At 39.3% G+C, this 14,848-nt stretch carries 10 protein-coding genes; 9 read left to right on the top strand and 1 reads right to left on the bottom strand.

Going from position 1 to position 14,848, the window contains the following annotated elements:
- The first annotated feature begins 11 nt into the window (after positions 1–11).
- Entirely contained in the window at positions 12–1,481 is a 1,470-nt protein-coding gene (gene cysS / locus OQ289_RS19645) for a cysteine--tRNA ligase (protein ID WP_270088452.1), read from the top strand.
- A gap of 170 nt (positions 1,482–1,651) precedes the next feature.
- Positions 1,652–2,515 carry a DUF4440 domain-containing protein gene (locus tag OQ289_RS19640; RefSeq protein WP_270088451.1) on the top strand — a complete coding sequence of 288 codons (864 nt, stop codon included), beginning with the start codon at positions 1,652–1,654 and terminating at the stop codon, positions 2,513–2,515.
- 80 nt (positions 2,516–2,595) lie between these two features.
- On the opposite strand, the gene OQ289_RS19635 is transcribed toward OQ289_RS19640, so the two are convergent.
- Positions 2,596–4,014 (bottom strand): peptidylprolyl isomerase, encoded by a 1,419-nt coding sequence (locus OQ289_RS19635; RefSeq protein ID WP_270090882.1) that lies wholly within the window; start codon positions 4,012–4,014, stop codon positions 2,596–2,598.
- Between the two features lie 461 nt (positions 4,015–4,475).
- Between OQ289_RS19635 and OQ289_RS19630 the strand changes: the two genes are divergently transcribed.
- The 7 genes from OQ289_RS19630 to OQ289_RS19600 all read left to right on the top strand — a co-directional run bounded on the left by OQ289_RS19630 (position 4,476) and on the right by OQ289_RS19600 (position 14,727).
- Complete coding sequence (locus OQ289_RS19630; protein ID WP_270088450.1) at positions 4,476–5,600, top strand: lactonase family protein; 1,125 nt, start codon at positions 4,476–4,478, stop codon at positions 5,598–5,600.
- Between the two features lie 65 nt (positions 5,601–5,665).
- Positions 5,666–6,196 (top strand): RNA polymerase sigma-70 factor, encoded by a 531-nt coding sequence (locus OQ289_RS19625; RefSeq protein ID WP_270088449.1) that lies wholly within the window; start codon positions 5,666–5,668, stop codon positions 6,194–6,196.
- Between the two features lie 135 nt (positions 6,197–6,331).
- Positions 6,332–7,525: a FecR family protein gene (locus OQ289_RS19620; RefSeq protein ID WP_270088448.1), complete on the top strand. Its 1,194-nt coding sequence runs from the start codon at positions 6,332–6,334 to the stop codon at positions 7,523–7,525.
- 112 nt (positions 7,526–7,637) lie between these two features.
- Positions 7,638–11,288, top strand: coding sequence for a SusC/RagA family TonB-linked outer membrane protein (locus tag OQ289_RS19615; RefSeq protein WP_270088447.1), 3,651 nt, complete (start codon positions 7,638–7,640; stop codon positions 11,286–11,288).
- A gap of 12 nt (positions 11,289–11,300) precedes the next feature.
- Positions 11,301–12,743 carry a RagB/SusD family nutrient uptake outer membrane protein gene (locus OQ289_RS19610; protein WP_270088446.1) on the top strand — a complete coding sequence of 481 codons (1,443 nt, stop codon included), beginning with the start codon at positions 11,301–11,303 and terminating at the stop codon, positions 12,741–12,743.
- A gap of 1 nt (position 12,744) precedes the next feature.
- The gene (locus OQ289_RS19605) at positions 12,745–13,632 is read left to right on the top strand and encodes a substrate import-associated zinc metallohydrolase lipoprotein (protein WP_270088445.1); all 888 of its coding nucleotides are present in this window, start codon (positions 12,745–12,747) and stop codon (positions 13,630–13,632) included.
- A gap of 87 nt (positions 13,633–13,719) precedes the next feature.
- Positions 13,720–14,727 carry a DUF4302 domain-containing protein gene (locus OQ289_RS19600; RefSeq protein WP_270088444.1) on the top strand — a complete coding sequence of 336 codons (1,008 nt, stop codon included), beginning with the start codon at positions 13,720–13,722 and terminating at the stop codon, positions 14,725–14,727.
- Positions 14,728–14,848 lie beyond the last annotated feature (121 nt).

The raw sequence follows: 14,848 nt of genomic DNA, 5'->3' as shown, positions 1-14,848 counted from the left end.
CATACTTTTTTATGGAAAACAATTTAGTTCTTTATAATACAATAACCAGAAAGAAAGAAAAATTTGACCCGATACATCCCACTATGGTTGGGATGTATGTTTGTGGTCCTACGGTATATAGCGACGTCCATTTGGGTAATTGTCGCACATTTGTGTCTTTTGATCTTATTTTTCGGTATTTATTGCATTTAGGGTACAAAGTGCGCTACGTTCGTAATATCACAGATGCGGGACATTTAGAGGGCGATCGTGACGAAGGGGATGACAAATTTGCGAAGAAGGCAAAATTGGAGCAACTCGAGCCAATGGAGATTGTACAGAAATATACGATTGGTTTTCACGACGTCTTAAGGTTGTTCAATACTTTGCCACCAAGCATCGAGCCCACTGCTACTGGGCACATCTCCGAGCAAATCGAAATGATCAACCAAATCATAGACAATGGATATGCCTATGAAGTCAACGGGACGGTTTACTTTGATGTAGAAAAATATGTCAAGAAGTATGATTATACTATTTTGACCAATCGTAAGCTCGAGGATTTATTGAACAATACACGCGAACTTGGTGGGCAGGACGAAAAGAAAGGCCGTTTGGATTTCGCATTGTGGATAAAGGCAAAGCCAGAGCACATCATGCGTTGGCCTTCGCCGTGGAGTGTAGGTTTCCCGGGATGGCATATCGAATGTTCGGCTATGAGCAACAAGTATTTGGGTGCTCAGTTTGATATTCATGGCGGTGGTATGGATTTAGCCGCTACCCATCATACTAATGAAATAGCCCAATCAGAGGCATGTAATCATACTAGTCCAGCTAAATACTGGATGCATACCAATATGTTGACGGTTAACGGTGCGCGCATGTCGAAGTCTTCTGGCAATGGATTCTTGCCGCAAGAGCTTTTTACCGGTAGCCATCCCTTGTTAGAAAGAGGATATTCACCTATGTCCGTTCGATTCTTTATGCTGCAGGCGCACTATCGGAGCACATTGGATTTCTCTAATGAAGCTTTGGATGCGGCAGATAAAGGATTTAAGAGGTTAATGAATGCCATCGCATTGTTGGACAAAATCGTGCCCTCCAAAGCAAATAACGGAATAGATATAGCGGGTATTCGTCAACGTTGCTATGCAGCTATGGACGATGATTTTAATAGCCCAGTGTTGATTGCCGAGCTATTTGAAGTTGTGCGTGCCATCAATTCCATTTATGACGGGAAGGCTGCGATAAATCAAAGTGGATTGGATGATTTGAAGTCATTTATGACAACTTTTGTTGAAGATGTGTTGGGATTGAAAGATGACAATGGCGCTGGAGCTTCCGATAGCATGGATGCTTTGATGGATGTGATTATCAATATTAGAAATACAGCTAAGCAAAATAAAGACTTTGCAACATCAGATCGTATACGAGAAGAGCTTTCGTCTTTAGGTATTCAACTAAAAGATAGTAAAGAAGGTACACTTTGGAATAAGATTTGATATAAGAGTGTTGCAAAAATAAATTTTAATGAATCATCATGGGTATATCGCTCATAAATGGTGTGAATATACCCATAATACTACCCTATATTAGGTAAGGGTATATTACCATTATAAGCAAAATCGCTCTCGGTTGCATTCGGGAGGGCTCATGAAATAACACTATTCCAATGAAGTTTTGGACAACAGCAGCTATATCAGCAGTATTTACTTTTCAAACGTACTATAGTCAGGCACAACTTCCGGATAAGGTCGGAAGTTTGATAACGGTAGATCGGGAGGCTGCAAAGCTTTCAAAGTCTACCACTCCGCATCAGGCATTTTTGTCTATTGTAGACAAAGAGTCTATTTTTTTTACACCATCCGCCGTCAATGCCTTTAATTATTTGACGAATAGGCCCAATATCGCCGATATAATGACTTGGGATGCAAATTTTGTACTGGTATCCCGTAGCCAAGATTGGGGAGTCACGAGTGGACCTATGGAGTTTCAAAAGGTTGGAGCAGTCAAGCGTTATGGTCAGTATCTGATTGTTTGGAAACGGAATAAAAAAGGCGTTTGGAAAGTAGATTTCAGGGCAGAGGTCGAAAACTATGGAAAGCAACAAGCTTCAGATTTGATCTTCTACGAGCCTGATGACAACTGGTATTTAAAGCATCGATCTAAGGTAAGACTTGGGCAGCGTGAGGAGGTGGTCATGCAGAGTGACAAGTTGTTTTCTACTGTATTAAAGGCTAATAATCCGACAGCCTACGGCGAATTTTTGACTGATGATGTCAAATTCTTATACCCATGGCAAGAGCCTATTGAGGGCAAGAAAGATGTTATGGCTTTTTTGAAAAAGCAACGTGTCGAAATCCATACTAATCCTACGAATGTGGGAAGAGCCTATAGTGGTGAATACGCTTATACCTATGGTACGGCCGATGTTATCTCAAAAGATAAGACGGTCAAGTATAACTATATCCGTATATGGCAATTGAAGGATGACTATCAGTGGAAAGTAATGATTGAGATGATGTTTGAAAGATAGATATATGCGCCAAGAATAAAATCATAAAAAAGGCTAGGAATCCTGTGATTCCTAGCCTTTTTTATGATTAGCATCTCCTATTACTTGGATGCGTTGGTCGCTGCGATACTATCTTCATTTAGTGGTTTGAACCAAATCTGTAGGTCCTCACATTTATGAAAGTCTTCATTGATTGCAATAAATGTACTGTTCCTTCTACTTTCGAACCATTCGCTAAGTTTTCGACGGGTTTTATCTTCTGAGGCGGCCTCTTTTATTTTTGCAAAATCTTGCTCTAAGTTGGCTTTATGTGGAGGTATCCTTGTTTTTAGAAAACTAATCCGGTATCCACTTTTACCACCCGGTCCTTCATCCTGGAATAGTGTTGGTTGTGAATACTCGCCAGCTTTTAGTGGATCTATTGCTTTAAATACACTCGCTTCTAACTGGTTGACGGGTATCATTGTTGAACGATTTTGGTCGGTCACCATACCACCGTTGAATTTTGTCTCCTTATTATCCGAATAATGGGTCGCGGCCGTGTGAAAATCTAGTTTTTTGTCTACCAATTTTTGATATACTGTGTCCAGTTTTAGGCGGGTACGTTCTAAGCTTGCTGCTGTAGGTTTGACTGAAATCAAGATATGGCGTGCCTTGACTTCTTCTCCTCTTCTTTCCAATACTTGCAGGAAGTGAAAGCCGTACTCTGTCTCGAATACCTGCGATATCTCTCCCGCTTTTAGTTTGAATGCAATGGCCGAAAATTCTTTTACATAGTTGTCACGAGTAGAAAAACCTAAATCTCCGCCTGCCATTGCCGATCCTTTGTCTTCAGAATAAAGACGTGCTATCGTTCCGAAGTCCGAGCCGTCAACAACCTGCTTCCGTAGATCTTCTGCACGCTTCCGAAAAGATTCTTTTTCTTCCTTGGTCATTACCGGGTACATTACGATTTCGCCTATCTCTACTTCTGTGTCGAAATATGGAAGACTATCTTTATCAAGTCCTTCAAAATATCTTTTTACCTCAAGAGGAGTGACATCAATTTTCTGGACGATATTCTGCTGCATTTTCTGCGCTTTCAATTGTTCAGCAACACTTGTGCGCATCTCCTCTTTGTATTGAAGCAAAGACCTGTTTAGAAAGCTCTCTAACCGTTCTTTACCACCTGCCTGTCTGGACATATGACTAAGACGACTGTTGAGGTTGTCATCCACTTCAGACTCCGAGACTTCAATAGAATCCAATACTGCCTGTTGCGCAAGAAGTTTCTGGGTTAACAACTGTTGAAGGATATAGCATTTGAAATCTTCGTTAGGGCTCATGCCTTGCACGAGATTCTGGGAATATTGCATGTCGACATCCGACTGCAAAATAATATTAGAACCCACTGTCGCCACCACTCTGTCCACTATTTTTCCCTGTGCATAGGTTAGATTGATACTACCTAGTACACAAAATAGGAACACGCATAACTGTTTGATCATTCTTAGCAAAATTGAATTACGTTTTTTGAATATGGTATCTTCTCTAAAAAACTATCTTTCGATAGGGGAGGAGATATCGATAAATTTCATTTATAGGATAGTCTCATCAACCCTCCACTACAGGAATGGTATCTTTGTTTGACTATCAAAATCTTACACTCTTCTAAACCTAACGCAAAAATATCAGATTATATTTACTTTTTGATGTTTTCCCCAAAATAATTATGGAATCACATGCTTAAAATTTATCTTTAAATCGACATTCGTATTTTAGAAAAAGCTAAATTACGGATTTGGTTAGTAGGACGCACAGTCATTTAACCAATTTTAACAAAAGTAGAGGTGGTTGAAAGGTGTTTTTAATCAAGTCTGTAATAGGATATCCTCAACCTCTTTTGACCAAAGTTTAGCGCTCATCAGTAATTAATTCGCTTGTAACGAGCTTATTTACATCTTTGGGTTCATAGGCTGAATAAATAAACGAAAATAATTAGATGACAACAATAAAACTTAAGAAGGTAGTATCTTATATGGTAATGGTTACATGTTTATCAATACCGGCTACATTATTAGCCCAAACCCACGTGCCCCTTTTTGTGGGTACCTATACCCAGCCAGGGAAAAGCGAGGGCATATATGTCTATAATTTCAACCAAAAAACAGGGGGGGCGGAACTGATTACCTCCATCAAGACCAATAATCCTTCTTACTTGGCAAAGCGATCCGATGGACGTGTTATATATGCTGTGAACGAAATGCATGATGGTACGGAGTCGCTGTCGGCTTTTGCCTTTGACGGGAAGCAACTTCGTCTGTTGAACAGTATGCCTACAGGTGGTGCCGATCCCTGCCATGTGGCATTGAGCGAACGTGACCCTATTGCAGTCGTGTCAAATTACTCAGGAGGATCATTTACCCTCTATAAGCTCCATAAAGATGGAAGTATCGCAAGTCAAGAAGCATTTGTCCAGCATTCAGGAAGTGGGGTAGATAAGGCAAGACAGGAAAAACCCCATGTACATTCTGCTTTTTTTTCCAATGACTTTAGCGCCCTATATGTCCAAGATCTAGGTACCGATAAGATTACGATTTATCCCATTCAGTCCAAAGATGGTCATTATCAACTAGGTGAGCCTTCTGTTGTTTCAACACCTGCGGGTGGTGGCCCTCGACACATCACTTTAAGTCGAGATGGTAAATATCTATATGTGGTTTTGGAAATGACTGCCAAGGTGGTGGTGTATCAAAAGGAGGCAGACAATTGGAAGCAACTTCAAGAAATTACAATCAATAGAACTGGTTTTCAAGGTAAAGACGGAGCCGCAGATATCAAGCTTTCGCCAGATGGTCATTTTCTATATGCAAGCAATAGAGTGGATGCCAATGTAATATCGGCCTATCAAGTAAAGGCTGATGGGACGCTAGTGCTCTTGGATACCTATGATGTAAAGGGGAAAGGCCCTCGTAATTTTAATTTTTCACCAAATGGGAAACTGCTGCTTGTCGCAAACCAGTTGACCGACAATGTGACCGTGTTCCAGCGGGATACCAAGAGTGGAAAGCTTAAAGATGTGCTCTCTACTTTAAATGTTTTTTCGCCCGTTTGTATCGTCTTTTGAGAATAATTTCTTAGCTTGCTCTTGCAAATACTAACTAAGACCGTTTATCAAGAGGGAGTTATGGAATGAAGAAGTCAATCGATGAGCTGCTGTTTAAAAAATACTATCCTCGGCTTTGTCACTTTGCCTGGAAATTGGTAGGGGATAAATCGGTAGCCGAGGATATCGTTCAAGATGCTTTTTGTGCTTACTTTGATCAAAAAGATGAGCTGTGTAGTGAAGAATTGGCCATCAAAAATTTTCTTTATACATCTGTACGTTTCACTTGTTACAATCTCTATCGTAAGGAGAAAGTTGAGGAGCGGTATTGGTTGTTGAATCCAATCATAGAAGGTGAAGATAGCAAGGTGGAGCACGACATTATCTTTTCTGAAGTCATTGCTGATGTTTATCGTGTTGTGGCAGAGATGCCAAGTTCCTGTCAACATATATTCAGACTCGGCTATCTTGATGGACTTTCTAATTTAGAGATTGCCAAAGAATTGCAAATCAGTGTCAATACCGTCAAGACACAAAAGCAACGCGGGATGAAAACTCTTTTGGCGAAGCTGAATCCTGAGTTTTTAGCACTTTTTATTTTATTCTTAAAGGGATAGCATTCTCTCTATTTCATGGGCTTTTCATCCATTTAAAAGCCTGTATTTCATTTTTTTTATTAAAATGTTAAAAAATCGTTAATTCCTTGTCACCCTATTGGCAAGTCAACGTTACTTTATATATAACCGACATTTATGGAAAGAGATAAGTTTTATATCAGTGTATTGATTCAGCGATACTTGCAGGGGCAACTGACCCAGGAAGAAGCTCGCGCATTCGATACTTGGTTGCTAGAAGATGCCAAGAACCAAGCATTGGTTCACCAATTCAGAAATGCAAAGCATCTCGAGGGTGATTTGAATTTCATACATGCTATAGATTCCGATAACGCTTGGGAGCAGTTTCAAAAAAAGGAATTTAAGAAATCAAGAACACGCTACTATCGATACGCCTCCATCGTGGCCGTGTTGTTGGTCTGCTTTTGTGCGAGCTGGTTTTGGATGAACTCTCCTGACATCTCAAACGAAAAAACAACTTTAGCTATTACCACTACAAAATACAAAAATGATGTCTCTCCAGGCACAGCAGGTGCACAGCTTATCCTCCCGGATGGGAGTAGTGTAGATCTAAAAGATATCGACTCTGGAACAAGCATCGCAGATGCGACTATAGAGGGTGACGGTAAAGCACTTAAGTATAAGGAAGAGTCGGCTGTTACACCAAAGCAAGTAGTCTACAACACATTGGTGGTGCCCAAAGCCAATTTTTTTAAGATCGAACTTTCTGATGGTACTAAGGTATGGGTCAATGCGCTCTCCCAACTAAAATTTCCAGTTCAATTTTCACAACAGGAGAGACGGGTCTTCTTGGAAGGTGAGGCTTATTTCGAGGTAACCAAAGACACTAATCGTCCCTTTATTGTCGAGAGCAACGGAAGCTCAATAAAGGTCTTAGGTACACATTTTAATGTCAACTCTTATCTGCGCTCGGTCCGTACTACGTTATTGGAGGGTAAAGTAGAGGTAGCCGTTGGTGATCAGAAGATGATTTTGCTACCTGGAGAGTATTCGGCGTCATCAGAAGACGGGATTAAGAAGGGGAAAGCAGATATTAAGCGTGAGATGGCTTGGAAGAACAACGAGTTCTATTTCGCAGGAGATAATATAGCACAGATAGCGGCTGAATTATCACGATGGTACGACCTTGATGTATCCTTTATCGGGCAGATATCTTTTGATAAAGTGTATTCCGGAAGTATAGAGCGGGATGTCAATCTGAGCCAAGTACTGGATATGCTAAGCTATGTCAGTCACCTGGATTTTGATATCGAAGGAAAGAAACTAACAATCATTAATAGACAACAAAACAAAAAGAATATGGAAAATTAATACAATGAAGAATGAAAAGAAGAACAGGAATGTTGCAGCATCCCTGTTCAGTAGACAATTAGGAACTGAAATTTAATTGCACAAAAATCAATTAACCCAATTACTCAAATGTATGAATAACTTATTATTTCGCAAAGGCCTCGCTGAAGATGAGCGAAAGGCCAGTTTGCGCCAATTATTACTCACCATGAAAATTACGGTTTTCCTGTCTTTGGTTTTTATAACCTGCGTACATGCAGATGGAGTAGCTCAAAAGGTCTCTCTCTCCGTCAAAAACGCTAAATTGGTAGATGTATTTTCGTCTATATCCAAGCAGACGAATCATCGTTTCCTGTATGAAGAGAATGTGGTTCGCAATGCCGAACGGGTCAATGTGACGCTTGAAAACGTTTCTCTTAAAGATGCTTTGGCCAATGTCTTGGACAAGGAAAATTATACCTTTAAAATTATCGCAGGTACTGTAACAGTCAATACAAATAGAACTGACGTGATTGTCCGCGATTATTCTCTTCAAGTCCCCATTACTGGAGTTGTCAAGGATGCGAATGGACGAGGATTGGCCGGGGCTACTGTTTCAGTAAAAGGAAGTTCAATGTCAACGAGTACCAATGAACAGGGACAATTCACGCTTAATGCACCAGCTAATTCGATATTAATAATACGTTTTGTGGGATTTGCAACCAAAGAGATTGTAGCTAAAGGACAAACCTCCATCAATGTTTCGTTAAATCCCATTGAACAAACGTTAGATGCAGTGGAAGTAATCGCCACTGGTTTTCAGAAAATTGACAAACGAAAATTTACAGGATCAGTAAGTAGTGTTGACAAGAATCTAATAAATCGTTCGGGAGCTATAGATGTTTCCAGAATGCTACAAGGAGCTGCGGCTGGTGTGAGTGTACAGAATGTTTCTGGAACTTTTGGTTCAACACCTAAGATTAGAATTAGAGGTAATTCTTCCATTAGTGCGAATCAAGAGCCATTGTATGTGGTGAATGGTGTGCCGATTTCTTCCCCTAGTAACGTATCCGTAAGTCAACTTTATTCGGGAGATCCCGCATCGGTGTTAGGATCTGCAATCGCAGGTTTAAATGCTAATGATATCGAAGACATCCAAATCCTTAAGGATGGTGCAGCCACTTCACTTTATGGAACTAGAGCTGCTAATGGGGTCGTTTCGATTACCACAAAGACAGGAGCCCTGAATAGTAGAAATATTAACGTCAGTACGGCATATACAATTGGACTAAAACCAGATGTTGCGAAATTTAACCTCATGAATTCCAAGGAAGAAATCTCTTTGTATAAAGAGATGTTTGACAAAGGCTACTTGTCAAATGCTAATTGGCCCAATTCCACAGGTGCATATACAGAAACTTATAAACAATTGGCGTTAAGGGATATATCATTGGATCAAGCATATGAAGAATTGAACCGGTCGGCACGTGCAAATACAGACTGGTTTGACGTGCTTTTCCGAAATAACGTTGTACAAGAACATAATCTTTCATTTTCTGGAGGAGGGGAGAAGCATACCTATTACGTATCCGGAAATTATGCCCACGATGATGGACAAGCCATTGGATTTAACATGGATCGTGTGACGACTGATTTTAGAACCGTTTTTAATATTAGTAAAAGATTAAAGCTTGATGCGAACCTAAATTGGAATTATAGAAATCAATTTACACCTGGTAGTTTTAATGCAGGTACGACCAACTCGGATGTATCTAGACAATTTGAAATTAATCCGTTTGTGTACGCTATGAATACAAGTCGAGCTATGTATCCTTACAAAGCTGATGGGTCTTATAAATATTATACTGAAAATCTCGCCCCATTCAATATCATTGAAGAGTTGAATGAAAACTTTAATGAGATAACTTCACAAGATGTTCGGTTAAGTTTAATGCCCTCTTTTCAGATTCTTCCAACTTTGAAATATGAGCTCACCTTAAATATAAGAAAGACAAACAACAGCTACAATCATACAATCACTGAACGTTCAAATGTTTCGAACGCCCATAGGGTTGATTATAATGATGTTCTTCGTAATGATAACTCCCTGTTGTATCAAGACCCTGCCGACCCACTTGGCTTTAGACAGACGTGGCTGCCTACAGGAGGTTTTTTATATTCAAGAAGTAATAAAGGTAGTTCTTACTATATCCGGAATCAATTTAACTTTAAAAAGGCTTGGACAAATCATAGTCTCGATGCGCTAGCAGGTATGGTTGTTCAAAGTGAACATATCCAGAGGGAATACACGAAGGCGTTTGGATACATGTACTATGGAGGAAAGATTGTTTCCCCTAGCCGGTTGGGAATGATTCGTTCGGTCAACCTTGACGACAGATTGTATATTGAATCATTTGAGCGTAAAAATGAGTTAGGCATGTTTGCTACGTTTCAATACTCACTTTTTGATAGATATAATGTTGAAGCTGGAGGACGTCTTGATGGTAGTAATATGTTTGGAAGGTTGACCCGATCTAAATTCTTGCCAAATTACAATTTTGGTCTATCGTGGAATGTGGATAGAGAGAACTTCTTTAAAGAATCTAACCTTTCTAAGGTAGTTGATTACCTAAAGGTTAGAGGTAGTTATGCTCTTCGTGGAAATACATTAGAAACTTCCCCATTACGTAATGCGCAATACGTCAATCTTACCCGATTGGACGCGTCTAATAGTGACATCGGTATTCGAGTTACATCGCCTGAGCTTTATAACTTGAATTGGGAGAAGGATTATATTACGAATGTAGGTTTGGAATTTGGTTTATTTAACAAGTTTACATTTGTCGGAGAGTACTATAACCGACACAACAATGATTTGATATCTTCTATAAACATTGCACAGGAGGAAGGCTTTACGACCAAAAATATCAACTACGCTAGTATGGAAAATAACGGTGTGGATCTAACACTTGGTGTCCGGAATGTCCTGAATAGCCAAAATGTTAGATGGGATATGAATTTTATATATGGCTATGTGAAGAACAAAGTAACAAAGGGCGAATTGGAATCTGCATTGTTGACAGAGATTACTCGGTCTAATGGTTATCCATTAATCGGTAATCCGATAGAAGGACTTTATGCATTTAACTATGCTAATTTAAATTCAGAAGGCCGTCCGCTGTTTTATTCTAATGGAAATAGTGAAAATGGTATGCCTACATTGACGAACGGCATAATAACTGCATCCAAAGATCGCTCATTAGTAAGTTATATGGGGTCCCGACAGCCGTTAAGCACAGGTTCATTTTCCAATACGTTTCAATATAAGGACTTCGAACTTAGGGTATTTCTGACGTATGCTTTAGGCCATAAGGTGTTTATGACACCTATATCTAGTAGAACGTATGACGACAATAGTTCTAAATCTGCGGATCTCAACTACAGATGGCAAACTATTGGTGACGAAGGTTATACAAATATACCGGGCTTACTAAGTACTATTCAACGTACGTATTTGGCAACAATATCGAATAATGACGAGATGGCCTATAATCGAAGTGATTTTAGAGTTGCTGATGCTGGTTCATTGCGAATCAATGAGATAATGTTCTCTTATGAGATTGGTAGGATGCTGACGAGACATATACCTGCGATTAGAACGGCTAGATTAATGTTCTCGGCCAACAATATCCATTATTGGGCGAGTAAAAAATTAAGAGGAGTAGATCCTGAGTTATTGTTAACTGGAGGTACTGCCATGCCCAATCCGAGGTCATATAGTATACGTTTAACAGCAAGTTTTTAAATAGTAGATCACATGAAAAAGATATTTTTTATATTATTGACTATAAGCCTAGTATTAAACTCTTCTTGCGAAAAGTTTCTAGATGAGCCTTATGATAATCGTTTGGAAATAAAGACGTTGGATGATTTGGATGATGGCTTGGCTGCGGCTTATCCCGAGCGCCAAGATGTCTTCACAGAGATAATGACCGATAATTTCCATCATTATGCTACAACCATGCAAGCAAGTATGGGACCCATTTATATCCCTCTTTATTTATGGAAGGATGAATATCAGGACAATGCAACAGCCACTCCTCAAGCAGCATACGCGCATTATTACAATAAGATATATGAAGCGAATACTGTCATTGAAGAAATTGAAAAGATTGGGGGGGATGAAACAAGAAGGAAGGCAATTCTTGGAGAAGCGTTGATGCTCAGAGCTTATAATTATTTTAGCTTGGTGAATCTTTTCAGTATGCATTATAATCCTACTACTTATACAACCGATTTAGGTGTCCCTTTAATTGTCGGAGTTCCTAAAGAAAATCGTCCTTATTTTGGTCGAGCCACAGTTAAGGAAGTTTATGACCAAATCGATAAAGACATGGAACAAGGGTTAAAGCTGTTAAAAGAAGGTGAAGCAGCTATACCCAGGACCCCCTATCGTTTTTCATTAGCCAGTGTTTATGCATTTTTCTCTCGTGTCAATCTGTACAAAGGTAATTGGGATGAAGTTATTAAGTACGCTGATTTAGTAGTACAAGATAAGGGAACCATTGTACGTAAACTTTCTGAAGATATTGAGCGTCAACGTACAACTGATGAGAAGTTTTTCGCTCAGGAAATAATGAATCCCACCCTACATTCCAATTTGTTGTTGGTTTGTCAGACAACACGATTCTTGTGTAGACCATTTGGGTTTAGATTGGGGGGATTTTACTTATCACATAGTCTTTTCTATACTACCCCAACGACAGATTTAAGAAGTAAATTATTCTCTTCCGGAGGAACGGTTATTGATAGTGTGGCTTTAGTGGTGAAATATGCAAACCAACCCAACAATCCAAATGCAGCACAGGCTCGTTATGATTGTTTTACTATGGAAGAGGTTTTATTGAATAGAGCTGAGGCCCAATTAAAGATTAGCGCACCTAATATTTCTAAAGCTATGGCTGATATCGAAGCCATTAGAAGAGAGCGTATTGTCCCATATGCAGCCTTGCCTGTTCCTACTAATGGGGATGCTGCTTTAGAAGTTGTGATGAAAGAACGTCGATTGGAGCTTTTGGGCCAAGGTTTTAGATGGTATGATATCAAGCGTTTAGGTATTCAAATTGAGCATCGTCTCAATCGATTATCTGCTACACCTGATGAAGTATTGGTTCCAAATGACAAAAGAACGGCTATCCAGATTCCGTTGCCTGCCAGAATTGGTAATCCTGTTTTAGAAAATCAATTAAATCCTAGATAAGATGAAAAGATTATTAGTATTAGTACTAACTGTTTTTGGTCTCTTTATATATAATTCTTGCAATAAAGAGAAGGCTGTAGAAATAGATGAAAATCTAGATTACTTTTCCAAAAGAACAAATAAGCCAAAAGAGAAATGGAATGAGCTCGACTATTTATGTGATTCCGTGCAAAAGGAATTCGGTGTAGAGATTATTTATGAGTTTTCTCCTCGTATAATAGCAGGTACAACATTTTTTGTGCCAGCGGAGTACGATTTAGCTCTACAATATACACGGGTTATGCTTGTTAAGATGTGGCTCAATCCATTGAAAGAAAGATTCCCTAAGTTTTATAAGGAACAAACTCCGACAGAGTTTATAATTGTAGGCGGTTTTGTGCACTTCAATGATATTACCACAGTGGGTGCTGCCGCTGGAGCAGGTCTGAATGCCCAATACTATAGGTTGGGTATGGGAGGTGTTAATGCGTTTAGTAAGACGAACAAAGAGTGGTTAAAAGATCATTTGGTGACCTTATATCATGAGCATGCCCATCAAATAGATCAAAAATATGGTAGAGGAGTAATCTATGATCGCACATCACAAGGGGATTACTACGGATTGGCTGGTTATTTCAGAAAACCGGATGGGAATTTACGTACCGATGAAGAAGCTCAAAAGGACGGCTTTTTCAAGCCATATGGTGGCTATGCAAGAGAAGAAGATTTTGCCACATCGGTAGAATACATGGTTAAATACCCTAAAAATGAAATCGAAGTAATGGTTGCTAGGAATGCAAAGCTTAATACAAAGTATAAGTTAGTCCTTCAGAAATACTCAGATATGGGGGTTGATCTTCACGAGCTACAAAAAGTGGTAGACTCTGTAGTTAATAAGGTAAATTATTAAGTTATGAAATATCCATATTGTACAGACGGCTCATGCATGAATGCGATTGGATATTTTGTATGATGATAACAATCAAATTATATATATATGAAATTGATTAAGTTTAGTATTGTTGGTGTCTTGTTAGCCTTTTGGCTTTCATCCTGTGAAAAGGATATCATTACCAATGATTATATTGACAGCAATCCAGACCGAGCAGAGAAACTTGCTGCAGGATTGAACAAAGTGCTCCAAAGTTCTGAGCATGGTTGGGTGATGATGGTGAAGTCCAATTTGAGTAATACGATCTATGCTCCGGTGGTAATGAAATTTGATACTACAGACAATTCGGTCGATGTAAAGACTGTTTACGGCGAGTCAGAAGGCGTGAAATCTTTTTATCAAATTACAAGCGGTCTGGGCGCTCCCCAACTTGAATTTTCGACTGGTTCGGTGATTTCTGCCCTTTTCAAAGTTGGGGCTCAAATGTCCGACATTACAGATCATATCTTTAATGTGGTGAGTTATAGTCAAGATACTATCGAGATAAGGGGCTATAGGAGCGGGGGAGTGTACAAACCCGAAGGTGGTGTTGTCTATAAATTGTTCAAAAGACCTGCAGATTGGAAATGGGCAGATAGTGAAGTACTATTTGATATGACTACCGTTGCCAATAGGCCGGTTGGAGAAGGCGAATTCCAAACAATGGAAGTACATTCCGCTTTAACCAACGAAGACTTCAATATTCCTGTGAAGTACGTTGCGCAAAGTGCTGGAAACGTTAATGCACTATATAGCTGGCACCCATTTAATAATATATCTGCAATAGGGGGTATTACAGATTTTTATCCCTTCCAATTTGTCTATGTTAATAAATCTAATGCACAGATAGCTAATTATATATCGCAGGGTCATAATGCAATGAGCTTCCTGCCGTATTATAGTACCACAAATGCTGGGATTGCAGCAGCTTATAAAGCACTACGAGACCAATTTCAAACCTTTTATTTGGTTGCTAATAAATCTGAAAAAATCGGAAATACACAGTCAATCACGTTTAATGCGTATAATAAAAGCGGCGAAGTTGTAATTACCGCAGTTTATAAAGGAAAATAGAAACACATTATAGTCTCCCCTTAAGGTTCGACATTAGTAATGTTGAACCTTAAGGGCTTCCTAATTATGAGAGGATTATTGTTATATATCTTAATTCCAATATTAATCTTACCCTTTAGTT

Source organism: Sphingobacterium sp. SYP-B4668 (assembly GCF_027627455.1).
Classification (GTDB): Bacteria; Bacteroidota; Bacteroidia; order Sphingobacteriales; family Sphingobacteriaceae; genus Sphingobacterium.
Note: the sequence above shows the minus strand (reverse complement) of the source record. Positions and strands in the feature narration are given on the sequence as shown.